The sequence below is a fragment of the Wolbachia endosymbiont (group A) of Epistrophe grossularia genome, assembly GCF_947251435.1.
Lineage (GTDB): Bacteria > Pseudomonadota > Alphaproteobacteria > Rickettsiales > Anaplasmataceae > Wolbachia > Wolbachia pipientis.
This window is the reverse complement of sequence record NZ_OX366363.1, coordinates 496,958-522,826: the sequence shown is the minus strand read 5'-3', so window position 1 is coordinate 522,826 and position 25,869 is coordinate 496,958. Positions and strand designations below refer to the sequence as shown.

24 protein-coding genes, 1 other RNA gene and 2 pseudogenes are annotated in these 25,869 nt (G+C 34.3%); 5 read left to right on the top strand and 22 right to left on the bottom strand.

Translation table 11 applies throughout. The features are described from left to right. The 15 genes from OPR28_RS02450 to OPR28_RS02380 form a co-directional block, all read right to left on the bottom strand. Positions 1 to 621: a TRP75-related protein gene (locus tag OPR28_RS02450; protein ID WP_265023436.1), complete on the bottom strand. Its 621-nt coding sequence runs from the start codon at positions 619 to 621 to the stop codon at positions 1 to 3. Between the two features lie 188 nt (positions 622 to 809). Beyond that, the gene (locus OPR28_RS02445; protein WP_265023435.1) at positions 810 to 1,328 is read right to left on the bottom strand and encodes a hypothetical protein; all 519 of its coding nucleotides are present in this window, start codon (positions 1,326 to 1,328) and stop codon (positions 810 to 812) included. A 155-nt stretch (positions 1,329 to 1,483) separates the two neighbouring features. Next, positions 1,484 to 3,598: an FtsK/SpoIIIE family DNA translocase gene (locus tag OPR28_RS02440; RefSeq protein ID WP_265023434.1), complete on the bottom strand. Its 2,115-nt coding sequence runs from the start codon at positions 3,596 to 3,598 to the stop codon at positions 1,484 to 1,486. Beyond that, positions 3,599 to 3,877, bottom strand: coding sequence for a YggT family protein (locus tag OPR28_RS02435; protein ID WP_265023433.1), 279 nt, complete (start codon positions 3,875 to 3,877; stop codon positions 3,599 to 3,601). 171 nt (positions 3,878 to 4,048) lie between these two features. Then, a complete protein-coding gene (locus OPR28_RS02430; RefSeq protein ID WP_264723710.1) occupies positions 4,049 to 4,324 on the bottom strand; it encodes a type II toxin-antitoxin system RelE family toxin in 276 nt (91 codons plus the stop codon). Further along, positions 4,315 to 4,536 carry a hypothetical protein gene (locus tag OPR28_RS02425; RefSeq protein WP_006279415.1) on the bottom strand — a complete coding sequence of 74 codons (222 nt, stop codon included), beginning with the start codon at positions 4,534 to 4,536 and terminating at the stop codon, positions 4,315 to 4,317. The genes OPR28_RS02430 and OPR28_RS02425 overlap by 10 nt, the downstream gene beginning before the upstream one ends. An 83-nt stretch (positions 4,537 to 4,619) precedes the next feature. Beyond that, on the bottom strand, positions 4,620 to 4,931 hold the full coding sequence (locus OPR28_RS02420) for a type II toxin-antitoxin system RelE family toxin (protein ID WP_253303024.1): 312 nt from the start codon (positions 4,929 to 4,931) through the stop codon (positions 4,620 to 4,622). Further along, a complete protein-coding gene (locus tag OPR28_RS02415; protein WP_095742622.1) occupies positions 4,912 to 5,133 on the bottom strand; it encodes a hypothetical protein in 222 nt (73 codons plus the stop codon). Before OPR28_RS02415 ends, OPR28_RS02420 begins: the two co-directional genes overlap by 20 nt. A gap of 102 nt (positions 5,134 to 5,235) precedes the next feature. After that, positions 5,236 to 5,496 carry a type II toxin-antitoxin system RelE family toxin gene (locus tag OPR28_RS02410; protein WP_255324035.1) on the bottom strand — a complete coding sequence of 87 codons (261 nt, stop codon included), beginning with the start codon at positions 5,494 to 5,496 and terminating at the stop codon, positions 5,236 to 5,238. A 13-nt stretch (positions 5,497 to 5,509) separates the two neighbouring features. Next, on the bottom strand, positions 5,510 to 5,728 hold the full coding sequence (locus OPR28_RS02405) for a hypothetical protein (protein WP_006279413.1): 219 nt from the start codon (positions 5,726 to 5,728) through the stop codon (positions 5,510 to 5,512). A 200-nt stretch (positions 5,729 to 5,928) separates the two neighbouring features. Continuing rightward, positions 5,929 to 6,366, bottom strand: coding sequence for a ClpXP protease specificity-enhancing factor SspB (locus OPR28_RS02400; protein ID WP_265023432.1), 438 nt, complete (start codon positions 6,364 to 6,366; stop codon positions 5,929 to 5,931). Between the two features lie 23 nt (positions 6,367 to 6,389). After that, positions 6,390 to 6,719, bottom strand: a transfer-messenger RNA (tmRNA) gene (gene ssrA, locus OPR28_RS02395). A gap of 124 nt (positions 6,720 to 6,843) precedes the next feature. Next, the gene (locus tag OPR28_RS02390; protein WP_015588828.1) at positions 6,844 to 7,434 is read right to left on the bottom strand and encodes a CvpA family protein; all 591 of its coding nucleotides are present in this window, start codon (positions 7,432 to 7,434) and stop codon (positions 6,844 to 6,846) included. Positions 7,435 to 7,491: 57 nt separating this feature from the next. Continuing rightward, complete coding sequence (locus tag OPR28_RS02385) at positions 7,492 to 8,232, bottom strand: riboflavin synthase (RefSeq protein WP_264705558.1); 741 nt, start codon at positions 8,230 to 8,232, stop codon at positions 7,492 to 7,494. Between the two features lie 67 nt (positions 8,233 to 8,299). Next, positions 8,300 to 10,027, bottom strand: coding sequence for a hypothetical protein (locus OPR28_RS02380; RefSeq protein ID WP_264707594.1), 1,728 nt, complete (start codon positions 10,025 to 10,027; stop codon positions 8,300 to 8,302). 146 nt (positions 10,028 to 10,173) lie between these two features. On the opposite strand from OPR28_RS02380, the gene pheS reads away from it, so the two are divergent. The 3 genes from pheS (at position 10,174) to OPR28_RS02365 (ending at position 14,067) form a co-directional block, all read left to right on the top strand. Beyond that, positions 10,174 to 11,217 (top strand): phenylalanine--tRNA ligase subunit alpha, encoded by a 1,044-nt coding sequence (gene pheS / locus OPR28_RS02375; protein ID WP_264723232.1) that lies wholly within the window; start codon positions 10,174 to 10,176, stop codon positions 11,215 to 11,217. Then, positions 11,218 to 12,510, top strand: a complete 1,293-nt coding sequence (gene glmU / locus OPR28_RS02370; RefSeq protein WP_265023431.1) for a bifunctional UDP-N-acetylglucosamine diphosphorylase/glucosamine-1-phosphate N-acetyltransferase GlmU — start codon at positions 11,218 to 11,220, stop codon at positions 12,508 to 12,510. Positions 12,511 to 13,208: 698 nt separating this feature from the next. Then, a protein-coding gene (locus tag OPR28_RS02365) for an IS630 family transposase (RefSeq protein WP_265023237.1) occupies positions 13,209 to 14,067 on the top strand; the annotation gives its coding sequence in 2 pieces (ribosomal slippage) (positions 13,209 to 13,534 and positions 13,533 to 14,067; 861 coding nt in all). 28 nt (positions 14,068 to 14,095) lie between these two features. On the opposite strand, the pseudogene OPR28_RS02360 reads toward OPR28_RS02365, so the two are convergent. The 7 genes and pseudogenes from OPR28_RS02360 to OPR28_RS02320 all read right to left on the bottom strand — a co-directional run. Then, a pseudogene (locus OPR28_RS02360) lies at positions 14,096 to 15,261 on the bottom strand (IS4 family transposase); the annotation flags it as partial. 199 nt (positions 15,262 to 15,460) lie between these two features. After that, positions 15,461 to 16,579 (bottom strand): annotated as a pseudogene (locus tag OPR28_RS07120) (IS3 family transposase). Positions 16,580 to 17,611: 1,032 nt separating this feature from the next. Then, positions 17,612 to 19,999, bottom strand: a complete 2,388-nt coding sequence (gene gyrB / locus OPR28_RS02340; protein WP_264329768.1) for a DNA topoisomerase (ATP-hydrolyzing) subunit B — start codon at positions 19,997 to 19,999, stop codon at positions 17,612 to 17,614. 95 nt (positions 20,000 to 20,094) lie between these two features. Further along, entirely contained in the window at positions 20,095 to 20,403 is a 309-nt protein-coding gene (locus tag OPR28_RS02335; RefSeq protein ID WP_265023430.1) for a hypothetical protein, read from the bottom strand. A gap of 69 nt (positions 20,404 to 20,472) precedes the next feature. After that, positions 20,473 to 21,081: an SCO family protein gene (locus OPR28_RS02330; protein WP_265023429.1), complete on the bottom strand. Its 609-nt coding sequence runs from the start codon at positions 21,079 to 21,081 to the stop codon at positions 20,473 to 20,475. A 44-nt stretch (positions 21,082 to 21,125) separates the two neighbouring features. Continuing rightward, on the bottom strand, positions 21,126 to 21,821 hold the full coding sequence (dnaQ, locus tag OPR28_RS02325; RefSeq protein WP_065094937.1) for a DNA polymerase III subunit epsilon: 696 nt from the start codon (positions 21,819 to 21,821) through the stop codon (positions 21,126 to 21,128). Positions 21,822 to 21,838: 17 nt separating this feature from the next. Then, positions 21,839 to 22,489 (bottom strand): Tim44/TimA family putative adaptor protein, encoded by a 651-nt coding sequence (locus tag OPR28_RS02320; protein WP_010962367.1) that lies wholly within the window; start codon positions 22,487 to 22,489, stop codon positions 21,839 to 21,841. A gap of 164 nt (positions 22,490 to 22,653) precedes the next feature. Between OPR28_RS02320 and secB the strand changes: the two genes are divergently transcribed. Then, the gene (gene secB, locus OPR28_RS02315) at positions 22,654 to 23,157 is read left to right on the top strand and encodes a protein-export chaperone SecB (protein WP_006279761.1); all 504 of its coding nucleotides are present in this window, start codon (positions 22,654 to 22,656) and stop codon (positions 23,155 to 23,157) included. 14 nt (positions 23,158 to 23,171) lie between these two features. Beyond that, positions 23,172 to 25,766 (top strand): aconitate hydratase AcnA, encoded by a 2,595-nt coding sequence (acnA, locus tag OPR28_RS02310; RefSeq protein ID WP_265023428.1) that lies wholly within the window; start codon positions 23,172 to 23,174, stop codon positions 25,764 to 25,766. Positions 25,767 to 25,869: the final 103 nt, after the last annotated feature.

Below are 25,869 nucleotides of genomic sequence, written 5' to 3'. Positions count from 1 at the left end.
CTATTTTACTGTGTCAGCTACACTGCCAAATGAACTTGAACCATTCAAACTATAAGCATCTACGTTATCCAAATTAGCAATAGAATCATGTGAGCACGTTCTTCTTGATGGAGTTTCTTTTATAGTGACATTTATAGGAGAAACTTTCTTTTCTCGTGTTGAAGTAACTTTCTTCTCTTCTTGTTGTTCACTTTCATGCTGCTTATTTTCATACTGGAAAACTGACTCTTGATCTATAAATACAGCACCCCTTAAACGTGCGATATTAATACCATGCTGATTTATCATAGTGCTCTCTTCATCGTCGACTATGCACGCTTCCATGTCATTTGGCTCATTATCAAGACTAGCAATTTTTTTCTCTTTTAATTTTTTGATTAGATCTTCTTTATTTATAGCTCGATCTTGTGACTTTTTTTTCTTGAGCAATTCCCTACGCTTCTCATACAGTTTATATGACTCAGCAAAATCCTCATCTGTATGAAAGTTTGCACCACCAGGGTTACCAGGAGGTATGTATCTCTTACTGAGCTTAGATTTAGCTCCAGCACTATGCACAGTAAAAAAGCTAGAAACCAAAAACATTAATATAAACAAAACTTTAGAAAAAATCCTAAGCATATGGTGCTATAGTAAATATCGTGTTTTAAAAGATAGCAATTAACAAACTTTAAGTAAACCAGAATCTTTACTAACTTTACAATACAAATATTTTTCTAAAAAGTGATATGTTTACTATCAAAAAATCTACATAGGCTAAGAGAAGAGGAAGGTGTTACAAGTTGCGTAACACCTTTTCAAGAAAAGTGTTATGCAGCTATATGTTTGTCAACTTTTAAGTCATTCCGTAGTTTTTTAGTACCATCGGTAGCATCTACATTATTAAGTTTTGCGTCTGGTGTATCTTTAGACAAGTTCTTTTCTTTCTCCCTTTCACACTTAACTCCCTGATAGATACAGAATGCAACAAAACTAGTTATTGCTATTGCGGCAACAGCACTGACTATGATACAAGTTGCCATTATTTTTTCTTGATCTGCTACTGCTTCTGTAAGTGTTTTCACTTTTTCTTCTAAACCTGTGAAGTTTTCTTGCAAGCCTGTAAGCTTTTCTTGCAAACCATCGAATTTATCGTTCAAACCGTCGAATTTACCTAATAGCTCTTTAAAATTTCCCGTGAATTCACCCGACAGTTTGATTACTTCTTGTTCCAAACCTGCGAAGTTCCCTGATACCTTCTCTAGTTCTCCCACTCTTTTTTGCAATTCTTCTATTGCTAACTTATCAAGACCCTTAAAATTATACATAATACGTTCCCACAAAGACATTTTTAACCTCCTAGCTAATTAATATATTATAATTTTACATTCCCAATGTTTAAATTATTATTAAATTAACTGTCATTATGTATTGACCTTTTAATAATTTTGTTTGACTTGCTTTTTGAAAGTGCGGAAACTTAAATTAAGGTATTACAAGATTGTTATTCAACCAATATCTCTCTTTTCCCTGAGTAATTTGGAGCGCTGACAATACCTTCCTTTTCCATTCTTTCAACGATGTTTGCTGCTCTGTTATAGCCTATTCTAAGCTGCCTTTGAATGTAACTGGTTGAAACTTTTTGATCTCTTTGAATGATGGCCACTGCTTGGTTATAGAGGTCATTTTCTTCATCCTCCGTTTCATCGTGTGACTCTGTAGAAGAATTTTCATCTTCTTTAGTGATTTCCTCCATGTAGTTTGGCTCACCTTGCATTTTCAGATGATCAACTATATCTTGCACCTCATTATCACTTACAAATGGGCCGTGAACTCGAATGATCTTACCACCAGAGGCCATATAGAGCATGTCACCCATGCCGAGCAATTGTTCAGCCCCTTGTTCGCCAAGTATTGTACGGCTATCTATCTTAGAAGTAACAGCAAAACTGATTCTCGTTGGAAAGTTCGCCTTTATCACACCTGTGATCACATCCACAGATGGGCGTTGTGTTGCCATTATGATGTGTATTCCTGCAGCACGAGCCATCTGAGCTAAGCGTTGAATAGAGCACTCTATTTCTTTGCCGGCAACAAGCATCAAATCTGCCATTTCATCCACGATCACTACAATATACGGAAATGTTTCCATCTTGATTGGTATTTTTTCAAACAGAGGTTTGCCTGTTGTTGAGTTAAAGCCAATCTGCACAACGCGCTCCAATTCTATTCCACTATTCATCGCTTCTGTGATTTTTTGATTATAGTTTATAACATTGCGTACATTCAAATACGACATCATGCGATAGCGGTTTTCCATTTCTTTCACTATCCACTTAAGAGCGACTACAGCCTTTTTTGGCTCTGTTACTACTGGCGTTATTAGATGTGGTATTGCATCATATATTGAAAGCTCAAGCATTTTGGGGTCGATCATTATCATCTTGCATTCGTCAGGACTTAATCGATAAACGAGTGAAAGAATCATAGTGTTAATCGCAACTGATTTACCAGACCCTGTGGTTCCAGCAACGAGCAAGTGAGGCATTTTAGTTAGATCTGCAATAACTGGTTTTCCACTTATTTCTTTGCCAAGCGCAATTGGAAGATTTAAGTTTGCATTTTGGTATTCTGGTGATTCAAGCAAATCACGCAGCATTACAATTTCCCGTTCCTTGTTCGGCAACTCTATTCCCATAGCATTTTGCCCACGAATTATTGAAATACGTGCAGAGAGTGCACTCATCGAACGTGCAATGTCATCTGCAAGGCCAATTACTCTTGCAGATTTCGTACCAGCTTGTGGTTCAAGTTTGTATAAAGTCACAACCGGCCCATAGCATACACTGATAATTTTTCCTTGCACGCCAAAATCACTCAGGACTTGTTCCAGCAGAGATAAATTTTTATTGCTCTCCATTTCATTCAGCTGTTTTCTCTGCAAAGACTCCTCTGCTTTGGAAAGTAAATGAATGCTTGGAAATTCGAACTCACTGAAAATTTCTTCGGTAGCTTTTTTCTGTCTTTCTTTTGGTTGTTGTTTAGTAGTGATTTTAGTTTTATGTTTTTCTTCTACTACTAATGGTGCAACTGAATATTCAGCAGTTTTATGTGATCTGAAGAATGGAACATTTACAAATAAGCAAGCTATTTTTTTACATAAGAAGAATAGAGAGTAAATTGTTCTCTTCCAACCAACAGATCCTACAAGACCTATTAATGTTACTATCACAAATACATAAAACGGGCAGTTATTAACGAGTGCATTCCCTATTATTCCACTGTGTCTGTACCTTGCTGTGATGCCTAGCGAAAGTTGTGGTAATATAGCACATACCCCTAAATTGATTAATATTAAATAGAGAATTTTCAGCAGTATTTTTGCTGGCCTGAAGATCAACAAGTAAACTATGGTTGTAGCTATTGTAACACTAGTTAATCCAAGAAATTGAACCAATATATCAGCTAAATATGAACCTACTATTCCACCTAAATTTGTCACTTCCTCATTTGTAGCCGTGTTTAAGGAAGGATCTTTATAGTTATAGCTAAAAACTGATATATATATATATATTAAAAGGGATAGATATATTGCTGATTTTAGATATTTTTTTAACATCTACCTAAAGTAGTAAGCTACTGTATCTTTTACAAAGTGAATTGTTATTAGCAATATCATTATAGATAAATCTAATCCGTTGAACGGTGGTATATATCTTCTAATAATCTTTAGTGGTGGATATGTCAATTGGTTCAAGATGTGCATTATGCTACTGACAGTTTCATTATATATGTTCACCATATTAAGTTTAACCAGCCAGTTTAGGACAACCCAACATATTAGAATGAAGCTATAAAGATCAAGTAACGTATTGAGTAGATATATGATTGGATGCATACATATCTATTACACGAAAGTTATATAAAAGACAAGTATTTAGCCTTTTCAAACTCAAAATGTTGTTTTTGCTGAACCAAAAAAAACTTCATTTTTTGAGCTGCGCAAAGCCACCTAAAGTAGAGAATGGACAAGGAAGGAGGGGTGTATAATATATATTAATGTTGATATTTATTTCTTATAAATATCATCTCTATGTCCTATCTCTGTGATAGTTACTATATGATCTAATTGATTTACTCTGTAAATTACACGATAGTCACCAACTCTTAGCCTTCTACGTCCTTTTAAGTTATGATGTAGTGGTTCACCAAAATTTATTGGGTCAACTGTAAGACGTTCTTTTATAGCCTTTTGAACTTTTAGCCTTATTGTCTTTGGAAGGTTTGGTAAATCTTTTTCAACAACACTCTTTAGAGACTTAACCTTGTAACGCTCTAATCCCACTTAATATCTTCAAAATCAACTGTTTCTGCACCTTCAACATCACGCTCATCAGAAATTTTAGATACTAAAAAATCCTCCATTTCAAGCTCAACTGCTTCTCTAAATAGTTTTCCTGCTAATTCTTGAACGGGCTGTTTAGTAAATTCAGATAATTCAGCAAGATGCTTTAAAGTTTCTTCGCTAAGAGCTATGTTAATGCCTGAATTTGCCATATGTTTTACCAAAGTCCACTAATAATTATACAATATTTTTTTTAATTTTTCAATAAAGAAAGGAGTGGTGTATAAAAATATATTTAATGTTTCAGTAGGTCCAATATTGCCTGCTTGTAAATATTGTCCCTGTGTCCTATTGAAACAATAATTACTATACGTTTTACAATATTTACACGGTAGACAATACGATAATCATCAGCAACTTTTATTCTTCTATGTTCCTTTAATCTCTTGCGTAGCAACACACCGTTACCAATAGGATCAGTCTCAAGATACTCTTTTATTGCATCTTTAATACTTGGCTTTACATCTTCCGGCAAGGAAGGCAAATTTCTTTTAAGAACATGCTTTAGATATTTAATGGTGTATTGCTTATTTCCAGATGTCTTCACTATCCTCTACTTCTTCTGCATCATCAGAATTTAACTCCCTAATAATTTTGGAAAATGCAATATCTTCCGCTTCAAGTTCGATTGCTTCCTTGACTAGCTTTTCTGTTAATTTTTGAACAGACTGCTTGGTGGCTCTAGCTAGTTCAACAAGATGCTGCGAAGTTTCTGGGTTGAAAGTTACACTAACTTTTGAATTTACCATAAGTTTTACCAAAGTCTACTACTATAGCTATTTTACAACATTTTTTTTAATTTTTCAATAAAGGAAGGAAGGAGGGCTGTATAAAAATATATTTAATGTTTATCAAGTAGCCTTCTCATAAATGGTGTCTCTATGTCCTGCTGTAGCAACAAATACCTTATGTTTTGCAATATTTACAGTATAAATAATTCGATAATCACTAACCCTTATTCTTCTATACCCTTTTAGCCTGCCACGTAATGGTTTACCAAATTTAATTGGATCAGTTGTAAGCCGCTCGTTTATCGCTTTTGTAATCCTTGATCTTATTGTTTTTGGAAGATTTAGAAAATCTCTTTCAGTAAAGTTTTTTGAGTAGACAATATCGTATTTCAGTTTATGTCCTCTCCCTTTCAGATAGTACTGTATTCCAGTCTACATCCTCACATTCCTTAATAGTTTTATATAACGCAATATCTTCTACTTCGCACTCGATTCCTTCGATGACTAACCTTTTTGCTAGTTCTTGAACGGATTCCTTGGTGATTTCAGCTAACTTAGTAAGGTTATGTGAAGTTTTTGGGTCAAAAGTTATACTAATTCCTGAATCTGTCATATGTTTTACCAAAGTCTACTAATAATTATACAACATTTTTCTGAATTTTTCAATAAAGGAAGTTGATGATATGTAAGAAAAATTTTGCCACCTGCGTTAATAAATAATTAAAGATTTAGCATATTTATCTACCCTCTATTCTATTACTTAAGTTAGACCACTTTTTTCTATTAATATTTTTTGTTTATAAAGATGAGCAGTTACTCATCACACAGTTGATCTATGGATATAATACTACCGTTTGATAGTTTTTCAGTACATTTTTCACTTTTGTATTCTTTATCAGAGTCGATACTGATTTTGTCAAATATTAAAACATCTCCTGAAATTTTATCACGAAACTCACTAATAGCAAAAAACGGTATAGTAATTCGCTCTTGTTTTCCTTGAAAACTCAAACTGACGCTAAATTTATCCTCAGAAACTTTTAAATCATAGAATTGATGCTGTAATATAATAAGCATTTGAGTAGGGTATGACTTTTTCAAACGATCTGGCATGGTCACACCATTAAAATATGTGAAAAATAATATTTCTAAGTGAGGGATAAAACCATTACCTGATATAACATCTAAAGTCTTTTTGATAACTTGAAACTTAGCAGAATTAAGCAGTTTTTTGTAATCTGTTTGCTCCATATAACTTTCACATACGTAAATTTTGGGGGAACTTCTGTTACCCGGCGTTCCCTAAACCGTGCTTTAGTAATAAACCGGTTGTGCTAAATTAAGCAGCAACACGATATTCTTCAGCAGCAAAATTATCGTTTGCATTTAAATTATGAACTCTTAGCGGTGGTGTCTAACCGAGCAAAGCTACCATCTTTACTATGCATGTCGATCCTTAATCGCCCCCGTATAATTAAAAAACATGGTGGAGGCGCCAAGTACTGCCCTCGGGTCCAATACACCTATTACAAGGTAATTTTATTGCTATAGTACACAAAATGTACATAGCTATTATATAGCAACATTAAATAAATGTCAAGATATTATGACCTTAAGTTGATTTATTGCTAAAACAAAATTAATATTTCCAGTAAAAAATTCTGTGCTCTTAACCTGACACATATGGCTTTTTGAATACTCCCAATGAAAATATTTATAAATAAATATTTACTCTTCTTTTTTATTGTTTTTAGGTTTTTCTTGATCAACCATTTCTCCACCGATCTCTTTTATTTTTAGTATCAACGACTCTGGTACATACATGTCAATTACTTCTTCTGCTGTCACAAATAAAGCCTGATAAGAGTGTGAATTTATTATCCAATTAGGCAATATGTCTTCTGCTTCTATTTTATACTCTCCCTCTTTTTTGTCATATACTGTGTAGCAATATAAGTGCACAGCAAAAAATAATACATAAGAGAGCAATATTCCTTTAAGCACTCCGAGAAAGATTCCAGTAACTCTATCGATAAACCCCAACCTTATGGGTAATAATATGTACATTAGCCAGTTATTTATTATCATGAATATAAGATTAAGTATAATAAATACAGAGATTGTAGAAAGTATGTTTAGTGTAACTTTAGAATCAAAATATTTACTATAATTTGGAGTGAAAAAATCATAGTGATTAGCTGTCAGAAAGACCGATAAAAATAGAAACATTAGTGCGCATAGCTCTTTTATAAAGCCTCTAGTTACCGAGATTATTACGCATAGGACAACAATGAAGATAATTAGGCTATCGAAAAGCATGTTTTATATCTATATGGTTTTCAAGATATAATAGTTGTAAATAACAAGGTTGTAAAATTAATTGTATTTATGCTGCATCAATTGATCTAAATACCTAGCGATCATGTCAATTTCTAAATTCAAATAATCATTTACTTTGTTGTACTGAAAAGTTGTATTTTCCCATGTGTAGGGAATTATATTTACTGTAAATTCGGCAGACCCCTTTTGAAATTCGATTTCTGATGGCAATTTTGTTGTCAAAGCTTGACTGTGCTCCTCAAATACATTTAAGTATTCTGCGGTGCTCGCCTGTGCTTCTCCTAAAAATTTCTCACCACAAACAAATTTCGAAAGGGGTCTGGTGATAACTGAGTTCACTGTGAGGGAAACCCCATTTAGTGTAACGGAGCCTTTTTTTGCAACAAATTTAATTAATTCTTGTGAGCACGATAGCTTGATTTCATGAGAATCTAAATTTTGATTAATTGTTAAAATTTTTACTATCCCATCAACATGACCCTGAACCAGGTGGCCATCGATCTTATCACTTAATCTCATTGCTTGTTCTAGGTTTATTTTTTTCCCTATTTTCCACGTATTTAAGTTAGCAACCTTCATAGTTTCTTGAGACACTTGGACTGTAAATATATCGCTCATTATATCAACAACAGTTAAACACGCACCAGAGCAAGCTATTGAATCTCCTTTACTTATAGAGGATAAATTTTGTGTTTTGATATGGAAAATTTGATCAGAGTTGGGGTGAGTGGTAGTATCAGTTATAGTTCCAATATCCGTAATAATCCCTTTAAACATATGGTGAAAATAAATAATTTTACCATGAAAGATCTCTTAGGACAACTTGTTTACATTTTGGATAAGTTTAAATGCGAGAAGGAGATTTGTTCTGTTCAATAGATTCTATAGAATACTCAGAATATATAAAGTAAGCTAAACTCAAAACACATAATGCAGTTAATATTGGTAACCCTATGTTCAATGCTAGCCCAATACTTTCTCTTTTTTCTGGTGGCACTAATCCTTTTAACATTGACACTTTTCCTGATGGAAAATGCCATAAGCAAAGTGTTGATGCAGATGCTACTATTATAAATAGACAAAAATAAGCCTTTTTTGAGGAAAATACAGTTTTTAACGGTGATTTGAGTGCAATGTTAGTAGGTGGTAGAGTTTTAGCTTCATTTGTTGCTGGTGAAGGATCTTTAATTGGTAAAGGGTTTGTAGATTTATGAGGAGTATTTTCATGTTGTGGAGAAGGTTGTTGTATATAAACACCTGAAACTAATTTAAGCAATTGCTCTTTTTTTCTATATACTTGTTTTTGTAAATATTCTTTACCTAAAAGTGAGTTACTAAGAGGTTGTGGCCTTTCGAGTATCTGTAATACTTCTGTTATTTCGCCTGGCTCTAAGATTTCATGTAATTGTTTATCTTGAAAATAAATAATATTGAATATTGAGTTAAAAACATTGCGAAATGTTTCTGGATCTTGATCTTTGTATCCATTTATCACTTCAATAAATATTTCATCGAGTTTTTTTCCCCTGTGCTCAATTTGGTTATCTATCATAGCTACTCTAGCATCATTTCGTGCTTGTTTTATGGTAGGTTGTTTTTCTTCTTCTGGTAGTTCTTGAGCTTGCTTTTTCGATTTTTTTCTATTAGCTTTAAAATACTCTGTGTGCGAAGTAGTTTGACCTACATTCTGTTCTGCTTCTTGAGGTATTAGATTTCCTATACTACTTGGATCCATGTCTCTTTTTTTCTGGTCAAGCGCTGGAATGACACCAAATGGTATATTGTTGCTCTGTATAGAAAGTTTTGGTGTTCTTAAAAGGGATAACCTTATTACATCATTAAAAAAATTAGATAAGGGAAGGAAGATTCTATATTTTGGTATATTAGCTTTTATTGCAGCAGTAACCACTGGAGCTTTACAATTTACTTTGCTTGCTATGTTAAAGCCAAACGAGCCTGTAAATAGTACAATTTGTCTATTTTGTGCGTTTTTTTGCTCAGTTTCACTCTGTTCTTGTCTGTTTTTATTTTCTGCTTCTTTTACTTGTAGTGTAACTTGACTCCGTTCCTCATTTTCAGTTTTTTCTGCATGTTTTAGCTTTTCATTTAAAAATGACCCTATTTGGTGCAAATTATCTAAGTTAATGTCTTTAACATCTGTTTGTAGTGTTATTGTTACTCCTTGTAAGAGAATTTGAGATGGAGCATTATTTATGAATTCTTCTACAGTTTTGTAACTGTTAGTTTTACAGTGGTTATTATATAATTCACTGCTTTCTTTCGGCACTTTCATGTTGACTGTAAAATTTTTTTCCTGAGGAAGACAGATTTTGAAAAAATCAATTAAAGGGTTTATTCGAAATAATCTTATATTAAAGGTGTCTTTATCTGTTGCTGTTAGCTCAAATGAAAATTTTTGTATATTGCTTTCAATACTTCTCGAGCGAATAGCACTGATCTTAATTGTTTCGCTAGAAAATGCTTTACTTATGTTTTTGGATTTTTCCTTAAAGAGCTTAGGTAAATCCTCTATTTTATACTTATTCTTAGTTTCAGTGTTACTGTTGTGTATAGTTGATACAGTGAATTCATCAACGCAAAGGTAAATAAAAAAGATTAATCAGTCAATAAATTAATAATCAGAATAGGGCAATTTTTCGAATTGTTGATGATATTTAAAATTTCACTATAATGAAAGTTTAAGCCAGCGTTTTTAAGATGAATAAAGAGTTATTAGATGACATACTTTCACTTGAAGATAAAGCAGTTTCCGAAATTGAGAATGCTTCTTTTTTGCAAGATTTAGAAAAAGTTAGACTATTATATTTGGGAAAAAAGGGTGTAGTTAGAGCGTATTTTGATAACTTAAAAAAGATAGAAAATGCAGAGAAAAAGCGTGATTTAGGCGAAGTTATCAACGTTTTACGTAATAAGCTAGATCAGCTTATAATGAATAAGGAAAATATACTAAAAGCCGAAGAAGTTAGCTTTAAATTGCAGAACGAGGCGGTTGATATCACGTTGCCCGTTAGACCAGAAAAAATGGGCAAGGTCCATCCACTCAGTAAGGTTATAAATGAAGTAAAGCTTATTTTTGCACATATGGGTTTTAAAGCAGTTGATGGCCCTGATATTGAAGATGAATTTCATGTATTTGATGCACTGAATACTCCAAGTCATCATCCTGCGCGAGAGGAGCAAGATACCTTCTACTTAAAGAACAAAATAGATGATAAAAGAATGGTACTGCGCACTCACACCTCATCTGTACAGATTAGAACCATGGAAAAAACAAAAAAGTTCCCAATTAAAATAGTAGCTGCAGGTAGAGTATACAGAAATGACTTTGATGCAACTCACACTCCTATGTTTCACCAGATAGAAGGGTTATATGTCGATGAAAGTGTCAATATGGGCCAGTTAAAATTTACTATCCATCACTTCCTTAATAAGTTCTTTAGCGATAAAGGGCTGAAGATACGCTTTCGTAATAGTTTTTTTCCTTTTACTGAACCCTCTGCGGAAGTGGACATAAGTTATAAAGGTAGTAAATGGATAGAAGTGCTTGGATGTGGTATGGTGCATCCAAATGTCTTTCAAAATGTTGGAATAGACCATACTAAATACAACGGTTTTGCGTTTGGCATTGGTATAGAAAGGCTTGCGATGCTAAAATATCAAATCAGCGACCTAAGAAGCTTTTACGATAACAAAATCAGTTGGCTTGATCATTATGGTTTTCATTTTTCATCTTTAAGATAAGTGATAAATAAAGCTCATACTTTTATCATACTTGCTGCCGGGCATGGCAGGCGGATGAATTCAGATTTGCCTAAGGTTCTGCACGAAATAGGCAATTTTTCCATGCTTCAGCATGTCATTTACAATGCAAAACAGTTAAATCCTGAAAATATTGCTGTTGTAGTTGATCAGCCTTTAATTGAAAGACTAAAGTGCTTTGAGGATATACAGTTAATTACACAAGAATCAACACTCGGCACGGGGGATGCAGTCAAAACTGCGATGAGAAACCTGAAAGAATTGCCAGATTCGAACATAGTTGTTGTGCAGTATGGAGATACTCCGCTCATAAAAAGCAGCACAATAACTAAAATGATTAGTTATTTAGAAGGCAAGGCTCTAGTTTGCCTAGGTTTTAGGGCAAGCAATAAAGAATACGGTAGGTTAATTATTGAGAATGGTTCCTTAAGAGAAATCGTAGAAACAAAGAGTGATAAAAATAATCATGAAGAATTTCTTGCCAATGCTGGAATAATGGTGGCATGTGCAAAGAATTTACGTGAATTGGTGGAGAAAATAGAGTGCAATAGCTCAACTCATGAATATTATTTGACTGATATAGTTTCTATTGCAGTGAAGAGTAATTTAAATGTCGGTTACGTTATTACCGGTGGAGAAGAGGCAACTGGAATAAATAACAGAAATGACCTTATAAAAGCTGAATTTTACTTTCAAGAAAATAAAAGAAAAGTTTTTACCGACTCCGGAGTAACGCTTATTGCGCCAGAAACTGTTTTCTTTTCTCTTGATACGCAAATTGCCAGAGATTCAGTGATTTACCCATACGTTTTTTTTGGTTCTGGAGTAAGAATAGAGTCTGGTGCGGAAATACTGCCATTTTCGCATTTAGAAAACTGCTTAATTAAAAGTAATGCTGAGATCGGTCCATTTACCAGAATACGCGGAAATACAACAATTGATAATAAGGCAAAAATAGGAAATTTTGTGGAAGTGAAAACAAGTGAAGTTGGTCAAAACACTAGAATAAAACACTTAAGTTATATAGGAAATGCTAAAGTAGGGCAGGGGAGTAATGTAGGAGCAGGCACTATTGTTTGTAATTATGATGGGAAAAATAAATATGAAACGAATATAGGGAGCAATTGCTTTGTTGGCGCCAATAGCTCACTAATTGCGCCACTTAATATTCATGATGAATCTGTAATTGCAGCAGGTAGTGTTATAGTTGAGGATGTACCAGAAAAAAGCCTTGCAATAGCAAGAGAAAAGCAGGTGATTAAGAAAATAAAGTAATTTGCTGTAATTATATTAGACTTCTTGCATAACCATATAACAAACTTTTATTAGGAATAGAAACGAAAAAACTTACTTGACAAACTCCGCCAGCGCCCTTATCATGAAACTGAAGCTATTTTATTTAACTTCGCAATCTCTGCAGCAGATTAAAATGACAAGAAAACTTGTATTTGGCGTACTATGCTTAATTTTTTGCACTATGTGTACCTTATGTCTTTATCAAATTTCTAGGTTTTTACCTATATAAGCTGAAACGCGCTTATAAAGCGTTCAAGACATCACCCAACGTCAAATTTTAAAATAGAGAGTGAATAACTAGCTACTGCGGGTTTTCTATGCCTTTTTTTTCTGCCTGGTAAATTTCTTAAATATTAAAGCTAAGGTTAGTTGCATTTAAAAGCAGCTAAATTGCAGCGTTTAAGACTTAAAAACGCCAATACTGAAAATAGACAATGACTAGGGCTTCTTTTGCCTTTTTTTTCGTTTGGTAAATTTCTTAATGTTTGTAGCTAAAAGAGCCCAAGAGAGGTGTCATTCCAATGCCCCTGTGATGTCATTCCAGCGCGTGACGCTGGAATCCCAAAAAAAGGATGATGTCATCCCAGTGCCCTGACTACTTGGATCCAGAAAACTTATAGCTCTTCTCATAATAATCCAAATAAGGTAAGATATGGATTTATGGTAGTGGGGTTTGTATGCCAGCAGCGTATAGTTATGACTTAAGGAAAAAAGCAATGGAAGCATTGGATGAGGGAGAAAGTAGAGCAACTGTTGCCAAGAGATTTAAAATTGGAAAAACGACTTTATATGAGTGGCAGAAAAGGCGTGAGGAAACAGGAGATTTTCAGTCAAAAAAGCCTGGAAGCGTAGGATATAACCATAAAATTACCGACTGGAATGTCTTCACCGAATTTGCAAAAAACCATGGCGGCAAAACTCAGTCAGAGATGGCTAAACTCTGGGGCAATATCAGTCGACAAACGATTCACCGCGCACTTAAAAATATTGGCTTTACAAGAAAAAAAGACCTACGGATATAAAGAAAGAAATGAAGAAAAGCGAGCTCAATTTGCAAAGGTTATAGCAACAAAATATCCTGAAAATCTTGTATATATTGACGAATCTGGGATAGACAATACAGAAGACTACCCATACGGATATTGCAGAAAAGGAGAGAGGTTTCATTCACTAAAATCAGGTAAAAAAACTCAGCGTGTCAGTATGATTGCAGCTCTAAATAAAAAGAAAATCATTGCTCCATTGACCTTTGAGGGATACTGCAACAAGGATGTTTTTGAGGCTTGGTTTGAGCAGTTTTTGACTCCAATTTTAAGGTCTGGCCAAACTGTAATTCTTGATAACGCTGCTTTCCATAAATCTAAAAAAATCGATGATCTTGCTAAAGGAGTAGGTGCTGAAATTCTTTATCTTCCTCCATATTCTCCAGACTTTAACGAAATTGAGCATCATTGGTTTGCTATAAAGAACAGAGCTAGAAAAAATATCCCTATTTTTCAGTCTTTCCGTCAAGCTGTTGATTCTGCTTTTTTATGATTTGTTCTGACTATTATGAGAAGAGCTATAACTCTCTAACCCGCCTTTTTAGCTCAATAAATGCCTTTGTTAAGCTAAGTTCTGTATTCTTTTTCACTTCTGTGCAACCAACTATGCCGTGAAATATAAGAATTGCGCACAATTTAGCATATAGTTCACATAATACTCTGCATGGCTTTCCTTTTAGCTTATCAAGCCTGATATGGCTTTTATACAATTTAAATAATAACTCAATTTGCCACCTTACTCTGTAAATCGTTAATACTTGCTCAGCACTAATTTTATTTTCTGGAACATTAGTTATAAATATTGACCAGTTCAACAATTTTTGATTTCTTTTAGAGGATGTATATCCCTGCGATCTTGCTAATCTATTAGCTTTCCTTCTTCTGGCCATAGACTGTTCTTCAGTTAGTTTCTGACATATAATTCTTACTCTAATTTTTGCTTCTTTTCCTAACAATACCTCGTTTTCTAAAAATCTCTAAACATTCTAATAATTCCATTTTTTGATTTGTTTCTACATCATATACGTTGGTATCGACGACTTATGAAATAAGCTCCTATTTCATTGATTTGTTTAAAAGAACTTGGCACAAAATAACCGAGATCAGATATTAGCAAATCATTGCTTGATATATTACTTAAATGTTTCCTATATCCCTGGTCTGATCTTATTCCCTCCGTTAAATTAAGTTGGTCTATTATCTGATTCATGTAATCGAAAACTAATTGTAACTTTATTCCAGACTTAGTATTGCTTTCATAGCCACTGTAGCTAGTACCATAACCTTTATACATCTCTTCCATACTGTTAGGTAGAGTAATATAGCTACTGTCCAATAATTTAACACTATTAAATTGCTGTAAGATTTTGCAATCAACTTGCAAGATATTTTTAAAGAGAATCACAGATTCATTATACATCCTTTTCATAAATTCCACTGCTTCTTCAGTAAATCTAAAATCCAAACCTTGTTTTGTTATATCTATCGAGTCCTCGTTTAGTAATTGACACATTGTTTCTACGCTACAATTATCAACTCCTATATTACCCAAGACCATGGCTTTTACGAATGATGAACCTTTTAGCTTTCTCTTTCTTTTTATAAACCTTGTTGTAATTGAGATTTTCTCTGCTTTTTCATTAAAAAATTCTTTGAGCTTTTTTGATAAGCAAGTTATTTTATTCATTGGTTCTCTCACTAAAAGTATATCTGGGAGAACTTATACCTTATTATTCTATCTCTTTCATACCTTTATTTCCTTAACTTGACGCGTATGGTTCAAAAAAGTGTGTCAAACCGAAAAAAAAGTAATAAATTGATATAAAAAAAATGGAGGTTTGACTGACCTTACCCAGAAAAAGTGGAGAGAAAGTTTGGAATGTTTTTCACAAAGAGAATGATGAATCAAAATGCTCAGGAATGCAATAGTTAATAGTGACGTTGTTTGTTATAAAAAATTTCTATATATTCAAATATAGCAGTTTTGATATGCTGTTTAGAGTGCCGAGAGGTGTCTATTGGTAACTCCCTTTTTAGAGAACTGAAGAAGCTTTCCACAACAGAATTGTCGTAACAACAACCTTTATAACTCATCTATGTTTTTTATGGATAAGAGATATTGATAACCTTGCGAAGTATATTGTGAACCTTGATCACTATGTAATAGTAGATTTTTGGCAGGTTTACGCTTGTTAACGGCCATTAATAAAGAGTCCATAACCAATTGTTTATTTATTGAACTGCTCATTGACCAGCCAACTACCATGCGTGAATATAGATCGATTATTGTTGCCAAATATAGCCATCCTTCTTTGGTTTTTATATAAGTAATATCAGTTACCCATACTTTATTTGGTTGATCGACAATAAAGTTTTGGTCTAATATATTGGGAGCTACGACTCTACTGTCCGTTTGTTGTTTCTTAATTTTAAATTTTCTTCTCAATATAGCCTGAATACCATTTTTCTGCATAATACTTTGCACTGTTTTTAAGTTGCAACTTTTACCCAAAGCCTTCAATTCAGCATGAATTTTAGGAGCTCCATATCTACATTTAGAAACTTGATATATTTTTTGAATAGCTGCGAGTAGCTCTTTATTTGCTGATTCTCTACTGCTTATTTTTCTTGTGGTCCACTTATAGTAGCCACTAGCAGAAAATCCTACATAATTCCTGTACTTTATAGCAGTTACTATGCTCTTTTATAAAAAAATATTTTACTCTTTTTGACTGGCCAGGGCTTTTTTTTAAATGTCTCTTTCCCTTGTTACTCTTGCTTTGTAAATCAAACCTCTCTTTGTCGTAAGGAGCCATGTTACCTCTACCTGGAAATGCATCTGCTGCCGACTTTTTTTCGTTGTGTTTCTTTATCCATTTTCCTAATAAACCACCCTTTATTCCTAAATCCTTTGCTATTTTTGTAATTGTTTGACCTGCCTTTCTTTGTTCATTTGCCAGTTTAACAGCTTCCAATTTGAATTCTGCCGTATATTCTCTTGCCATTTCTAATCCTCCAAAATTTTATTTTACCCGAAAAAACTCCTTTCTTTCTCTCCACTTTTTCTGGGTAAGGTCACTTGGCAACAGTTGCTCTACTTTCTCCTTCATCCAATGCTTCCATTGCTTCCATTGCTTTTTTCCTTAAGTCGTAACTATACGCTGCTGGCATACAAACCCCTCTACCATAAATCCATTCTTACCTTATTGGGATTATTATGAGAAGAGCTATAACTCTATGGGAGGGAAGCAAAATCTGGGATTCGGCCTTAATGGCATTAGCGTTGCATCAGCTTCACCCTCCCTGTGAGGTATTTTAGCTCTAATGCCTCACATCATAAAGATACAAGTGTCAAGCTACTTGGATGACAGGGGAGGGAGGCACTGGGATGACAGGAGAAGGTAGTGGGATGACACCCTGACAACCGTCATCCCGCTGCTTGTTAGCGGGATCTAGAGATACCGCGAATGAATCGCGGCATGACGTAGGGCTGCTTTCATTCCAGTGCTTGACACTGGAATCCAGCCTTTCTGCAATCTCATCGAAAACGTTGTAACCACTTTCTATGCTAGTTTGCTTGTGAGCAACCTGGATTCCAGTGGGCTTTGTTGCATCGCTAGCTATGATGGATTAAAGATAAAAAAGGTGGAGAATATCAGTAGCTTATTATTCTGGTATTTACAACAAGAACGGTCAGTGAATACCTAAATTTGAGTAAAAGAAATTTCACTACCACTCACTAATCCGGCTAAAATTCAAGAATTTCAATGCTTTAGCTATTTTCAATAGAATTAAATTTATTAATATAAATAACAAATTACTATTCTTAAATTTGATCAGATTGATTGCAAAAAAACAAGATTTTCAATAAGTTGCTTATAATCCTAATTATAGTTAGCCTTTTATAAGTAGCGATGCAACAAAGCCATTCCAGTGTCAAGCACTGGAATGACACCGTTATAAAGGAACCAGTGTCAGCTACTTGAATGACACAGTCTTTGCTTAAACCCGTAACGTTCGTACATTTTGCTAAAAGTTCAAATATCAACATCATGCACATTAAGTGCATTGCTATTAATAAAATCACGGCGTGGTTCAACTATATCACCCATTAATATTGAAAATATGGAATCAGCTTCTTCACAATCTTTTATTTCAACCTTTAATAAAGTTCTAGCCTCAGGATTTAACGTAGTATCCCATAGCTGATCAGCATTCATTTCACCAAGACCTTTAAATCTCTGCAGAGTTAAACCTTTTTTACCATAGTCCATTATTATTTTTGCAAGCGTACTTGGAGAAGTGATTCTTATTTCAGTTTCTTGTGACTTTAAAAATGAATCACCATTAAATAAATTACTTATACCGTCAAGCAAACTTAATATGTTTTGCATATCTTTGCCTTCAAGCATACTAAGTGCAAATATATATTTGTCTGCCAATCCTTGAAACAATTTAGAGATATGAATTTCTTTTTCTTCATCTTTTATTTCCACTTCCCAAGTGTATTCGCTGTACATTAACTTCAAATACTTTAATATCTCATCAGCCGATGATAGAGCATTCTTTTTACTTAAAATTAGCAATGACTCTAAGAGATTTTGTGGTATTTCTCTATCATAATTTTTGCTAATATTAGAAGTGCTAACGCATTTATTCAAAATAAGGCGCAAGTTGTTAAATTCTGTAGCTGTACCACTTAGTGTTAATCTTTTAACTGCTGAGTTTATTATATACTCTTCAAAAGTTTCGTCATCTTTAATATAAGTGTCTTTAGCATTCTTTGTAACTTTATAGAGGGGTGGCTGTGCTATGTATAAGTAGCCTTTTTCAATAACTTCACGCATGTGTCTAAAAAAGAAAGTCAGAATCAAAGTTCTTATATGTGAACCATCAACATCTGCATCTGTCATGATGATAATTTTATGATATCTAGCTTTTTCAATATCGAAGTGTTCACTCCCTATTCCAGCACCAATTGCAGTAATTAAAGAGCCTATTTCTGCAGATGAAAAAATACGATCTAAACTTACACGTTCTACGTTTAGAATTTTTCCTCTTAAGGCAAGCACTGCTTGTGTTTTACGATTACGCCCCTGCTTTGCAGTACCACCTGCTGAATTACCCTCTACTATAAATAATTCCGATAACTCAGGAGCTTTTTCCTGACAATCAGCAAGCTTTCCTGGCAGAGTTGCAATATCAATATTGTTTTTGCTTTTAACTAGCTCGCGCGCTTTTCTTGCAGCTTCTCTTCCTTTTGCTGACCTGATTGCTCTTTCTACTATGCTTGCTGCCAATTTGGGATCAGTTTCAAGGATTGTGCTCAATTTATCAGAAACTATACTTTCTACAACTGCACGTGCTTCAGAACTAACTAGTTTATCTTTTGTTTGTGAAGAAAACTTAGGATCAGGCATCTTAAGAGATAAAACACAAGTTAAACCTTCTCTAACGTCCTCTCCAGTTAAATTTACTTTTGCTTTCTTTAAAAACCCTTCATTAGTTGCATAGGTATTGATACATCTAGTTAGTGCAGATCTAAATCCTGCCAAATGCGTACCACCATCTCGTTGCCGTATATTATTAGTGAAACACAACATATTCTCATAGTAGGAATCATTCCATTCCATCGATATTTCCAAGCTGATGCCAAGATCTTCTGCATCTCCTTTCATACTGGCAATTTTAGTTACATGTGTCTTATTCTTATCTAAATACTGCACAAAATTTGCTGTACCAAAATTGTCTTTAGATTGATTGCTCTGATTGAAATGAGATTCTGTATATGGTTCATTGCGCAGATCACGTAAAGTAATGTCGATATTTGAATTTAAAAATGCTAATTCTCTTATACGACTTTCAAGCGTTGAGTAACTGAAATTAATGCCATTAAAAGTCTCTGTTGATGGCATGAACGTGACTTTAGTTCCTCTTTTGTTTGTATTTTCGTTGACTACCTTTAAAGGTTCAATAGACTCACCATCTTCAAAACGCATAAAGTGTTCTTTCTTATTGCGCCAAATAATTAATTCCAACCAGCTTGATAATGCATTCACAACTGAGATTCCAACACCATGTAATCCCCCAGAAACTTTATAGGTATTGCTGTCAAATTTACCACCAGCATGGAGTTGAGTCATTATTACCTCTGCTGCTGATATTCCTTCTTCTTCATGAATGTCAGTTGGAATGCCACGACCATTATCAGTTACAGATACTGAACCATCTTTATTTATGCTAACTTCAATTTGATCACAATATCCAGCTAAAGATTCATCTATTGCGTTATCAACAACCTCATATACCATGTGGTGCAAGCCAGATCCATCGTCAGTGTCACCAATGTACATACCTGGACGTTTCCTTACAGCATCAAGACCCCTTAAGATTTTTATTGCATCGGCATTATAACTATTTTCCATGGTATTGCTTCGTTTATGAATGTTAATTAATATTACATTCATATATGCTGATTAGCAACATTTTTAAACTGATAACCCATATTAAAAGCACAACTTTACGAATGTTTATTTTTGAAGACAGCAAATAGTGTCATTCCAATGTGTCTTCCATAACTGTACGAACATTCATTTTTGAAGGTAAATTGCACAACAGATGATGTCATTCCAGTGCTTGACACTGGAATCCAGAAATTTTGCTTATAACTGAGCTGATGAGCTAAAGGTAGTTGTCTTACGCTAAAACAAACGTTTTTAATTAAGTTGCATAGAAGCTGGATCCCAGTGTCTGGGCACTGGGATGACACCCCACTGGTGGAAATTGCTCCCAAACTACAACGTTCGTACAGTTGTGTGTGTCTTCCCATGGAGATTGCTCTCAAATCATAATGCTCATGCAGTTGCATGCTCGACTAATTAACAGAAAAATCTATAATTCAGTTTACGTATTTTCTTATCTCAGCCAAAATCTTATCAGATTGACTTTCGTCTGAATTTAAATCAGCTGCAAAGTGTGTAACATATTTTCCTCCAGGGCCAATAAGGTACATTATTGAAGAATGGTTGATTTCTTCTTCTCCACCAACTTTGCTAGCATATACTTTATACTTTGCAATTACTTCGTCTATTTTTTCTCTTTCACCAGTTAACATTTGTATTCTGTGGTCAAATTGCTGCTGAAATTCTTTAAGTCTTTCCGTGCTATCGCGCTCAGGATCGACTGTGATGAAGAATGTTTGTAGCTTGTTGTTAGTTTTCTCATCTAACTTTGCAAGTGTTTCTGAAATTATTCCAAGGTTCATAGGGCAAATTCTTTTGCATGAGGAAAACCCAAAGAAAATCATCATGTATTTATCTTTAAAATCACTACTGTGCAAGATCTGTCCGTCCTGATTAATTAAAGAAAAATCTCCGCCTATCTTAACTTCTGCGTTGTGAATCGCTGCTGGGGCAAATATGCCTTTTTTAGTGAAATAACAATAACCTAAAAAAACAACTGCTAATGCTGCTAGCACATTAGATAATAATCTTATAAACCTTACCATTAGAATGCTCTCAGTAAAATTGAATTGTATCTTTATTGGTTAACCTATTCAATATATTTATTCCAAAGTGTATTGTTAATTTTGTCTAACAGTTTCTTATGTTCATCAATTTCTTCACTATTTGGTAAATGTTCTCTGGGAGTTAGATTACGTACTTTATGCTGAACGAATGTGGAGTTACTGTCCTGATTGCATTCATTATCAAACAGAAAGGTTTGTAACCCTCCTGTAAGTTCAACATATACCTTTGCAAGCAATTGAGCATCAACTAGTGCTCCGTGCAATTCTCTATTCTCTAGCGATATATCAAAACGCTTACATAATGCATTCAAAGAAGCAGGTGATCCTGCGAATTTTTTCCTCGCAAGAGGTAATGTATCTAGCACTCTGTCTGAGGAAATTAACCCAGCATTCAGCTTGCTTAACTCCATGTTAAGGAACTTAACATCGAATTCAGCGTTGTGAATTACCAAAATATCATTAGATATAAAGTCAAGAAATTCAAGTGCAACATCTGAAAATAATGGTTTATCTTCTAAAAATTCTTCACTAATACCGTGAATCTTAAACGAGTGATAAGGTATATCTCTTTCTGGGTTAAGGTACCGATGGAATACCTTACCTGTTGGAATGCGGTTAATTAATTCCACACACCCTATTTCAATAATTCGATGACCAGATTCAGTGTCAAGACCTGTCGTTTCAGTGTCAAGTACTATTTCGCGTAGCTTGCTTTCCATTTCAAATAAAACTCATCTTACTTATCATTTGTCTTATCGTTACTTGTCTTTTTATAGTGAATAGAAACAAGCAACCAGCTTGGGTCTGATGAATTAACATTTTTTTTGAATTGCCATACATCCTCAACTTTATTAATAGTGGATGTACTACCTGATATTATATCTCCTTCATTGTTCTTAACGAAGTTAATTTGCTCTGAAAGGAAATATACTGCAATAAACACTGCGTTTTTTACTAGCTTTATTTCTAAAATCTTTTGTGAAACGATAGAAACAATTATAGACTCGTGCACCTCTTTACGATGTTTAATCTTCTCTGCAAAATTATCATATAAGTCTTTATCGAGAAGTGGTTTTAACTGAGACAAATTTCCTTGATTGAAACATTTTATTATTAATTCAAAAGCTATGCTTGAACCTTCTATAAAGTGGGAAATAGAAAAATCTTTGTTTTTTTTTAATATTTGTTTATAAGTAACTTTTATTGAATTTTCATCATTGCTATCAATGTAACCCTCAATGTTTTCTACTACATCTTCTCTACTTCGGCTTACATCCAATACATTAGTTAGCTTTTTTAGGTTGAGGTTGGCTGACCTTCCTAAAGAATTATACAAACGTGAAAAAATGAACGCCGCTAATAAAGCATATATTACAAGCTCTATCATAGTAACTCAACTCCTTGGCATATAAAGTATCCGAACATTATTAATTATTAATGAAAATATGTTTTTCATATCAACTTATAATCAGGTTTGCTATTCGTTTGTAAATGAATATATTATATAAGAAAGTATTAAATATCTCAACTTAATTAAAGGAGACGTAAGAAATGCCACAACAAAAAATGAGAATTCACGGTCAATATGTTAAAGATCTATCATTTGAGAATCCGAATTCGCCATTCCTTTCTTCTAGTAAAGCTCCAGATATTAATGTAATGGTTAATATCAATTCAGCAAAATTAGAAGGGACGAAAAACAAAGAAGAAGTGAATGAAGAAAAATCTTTCCATGAAATTACTTTGCATATAGAAGTCAAAGCAACGGTAAAAGATGAAGGCATAAAGGATGGCGTAGCTTTCATTTGTGAAACGAAATATTGTGGCATTTTTTCAATAGAAAATTTAAAAGAGTTGAGTGAGGAAGAAGTAAGACAAGCTTTGTTTATTGGTGGACCTACTTTTCTTTTTCCTTTTGCAAGAGAAATAATTGCAAGAGTTACAAGTAGTGGTGGATTTCCCCCACTGATGCTAGATCCTATAGATTTTGAAACTATGTATGAGCAGCAAGGTCAACAACAAAAAAGTAACGGTAGTAATTCCAATTTTAACTAATATAGTGTGATAGGATGAACAATTCTTTAAACGCAAAAACGACTTTAAACATTGACGGGAAGTCATACAACTATTTTAGCCTAAGTAGTGCTAGTGAATTTTTAGGGACAGATGTAACTAAATTGCCCTGCTCACTTAAGGTGCTGCTTGAAAATTTATTGCGTAATGAAGATGGAGTAAACGTAAAGCTGGATGACATAAGAGTACTAGCAGACTGCGTTAATAAACACACTAATCACGAAATTAGCTATAAACCAGCAAGGGTGTTGATGCAAGATTTTACAGGGGTTCCTGCTGTTGTTGATCTAGCTTCAATGCGGAGCTATGTTAAGAAAAATGGAGGAAACCCGAGCAACATAAATCCTTCTGTACCGGTTGATCTTGTGATTGACCATTCTGTTCAAGTAGATAATTATGGAAGTGTTTCCGCATTCAGTAAGAATGTTGAGCTAGAAGTAAAAAGAAATTTGGAGAGATATCAATTTTTAAAGTGGGGAGAATCGTCCTTCACAAATTTTAGAGTAGTGCCGCCTGGCACAGGGATTTGCCACCAAGTGAATCTTGAATATTTAGCGCAAGTTGTGTGTAATAATGATGGAGTCATATATCCTGATACTTTAGTTGGTACTGACAGCCATACTACAATGGTTAACGGATTATCAGTTCTTGGTTGGGGTGTTGGAGGCATAGAAGCTGAGTCTGTGATGCTTGGTCAACCAATTAGTATGGTGATTCCAGAAGTAGTTGGATTTAAATTAATTGGCAGATTGTCGGAAGGAGTAACTGCGACCGATTTAGTGCTGACGGTTACCAATATCCTAAGAACAAAAGGCGTTGTTGGTAAGTTTGTAGAATTTTATGGTGATGGTTTAGATTATTTATCTTTGGCAGATAGAGCCACTATAGCAAACATGGCCCCGGAGTATGGTGCAACTTGTGGATTTTTTCCAATTGATCAGAAAACACTCGATTATTTACATTTAACAGGGCGACCAGAAGAGCTGATCAAATTAGTTGAAGTCTATTCAAAAGAGCAGGGATTGTGGCGCAGCAATGACGAATTAGCATTTTTTGACACACTAGAGCTTGATTTATCAAGCGTGAAGCCAGTAATGGCTGGTCCCAAAAGACCACAAGATAAGGTTTTTCTTTCACAAGTGGCAGAGTCTTTTTCTAAATCATTTTCAGTTAATGAGTCAAAGGAAAGCGATAAACTCCAAGATGGAAGTGTAGTTATTGCAGCAATAACAAGCTGCACTAATACTTCTAATCCAAGTGTGATGATTGCTGCAGGTCTTGTAGCTCGTAATGCAATTAAACTTGGATTAAAATCAAAGCCTTGGGTTAAAACTTCTCTTGCTCCAGGGTCACAAGTTGTAACAGAATATTTAGAAAAGTCTGGATTGCAGGTAGATCTAAATGCTTTGGGTTTTAATCTAGTTGGATATGGTTGCACAACTTGCATTGGGAATTCTGGTCCACTTAATAAAGATATAGAAGATGGCATTAAAAACAAAAACTTAACCGTTGCTGCAGTTTTATCTGGCAATCGTAACTTTGAAGGAAGAATTCATCCGTTAGTCAAAGCTAATTACTTGGCATCTCCGCCACTTGTTGTTGCATATGCACTTGCTGGTACTGTGCAAACTGATTTGACAAAAGATTCAATATGCAAAGATAAGAATGGAAATGATGTCCATCTCAAGGATATATGGCCAACAAACAATGAAATCGAAGATTGTGTTAAAAATGTGGTAACACGTGAGATGTTTATACAAAAGTATAAGGATGTTTTTTCTGGTGATGAACATTGGCGAAAGATAAAGTGTGAAAAAAGTGAAATCTATAATTGGGATGCAAATAGCACTTACATACAAAATCCGCCCTATTTTGATAATTTATCACCTAAAAATAATAAAATCGATATAAAAGGTGCACAAATATTGGCAATGTTTGGCGATAGCGTAACCACTGACCACATTTCCCCTGCTGGAAATATTGCCTCAAGTAGTCCTGCAGGTATATATTTAAAAAATCTTGGAATTGAGCCACAGGACTTTAATTCGTATGGGTCTTGTCGTGGTAACCACAATGTAATGATGCGTGGGACTTTTGCTAACATTAGAATAAAAAATGAAATGGTAAGCATCGAAGGCGGCTATACAAAATATATTCCTTCTCAAGAAACTATGTCGATTTTTGATGCAGCAATGCGTTACAAGGAAAATAATGTACCTCTAATCATTGTTGCAGGAAAAGAATATGGCACAGGTTCAAGTAGGGATTGGGCAGCAAAGGGTACTTTATTGTTGGGGATTAAAGTTGTAATTGCAGAAAGCTTTGAGCGTATACATAGGTCCAACTTAGTTGGTATGGGTGTTCTTCCACTTGTATTTCAAAATGGAATAACCAGAAAGATATTTGATGGTAGCGAGGTAATAAGCATAAAAGGTGAAATAGTGCCAGGTGGAAATCTAGAATGCATCATCAAAAGAAAGGATAATTCAAAGCAATCAATTCAACTCAAATGCTGTGTGCAAACCGCAACTGAGATTAAATACTTGATGTGTGGCGGAGTGTTGAGCTGCATACTTGCACAATCTTTTTGATTTAGTGAAGTTATTGCATGGACTTCTTTTAGCCAGCCCTGATCCCTTTGTAAATAGCAATTTGCTCTGCGCAAAGTTATGATATAATTTCACCATACATATG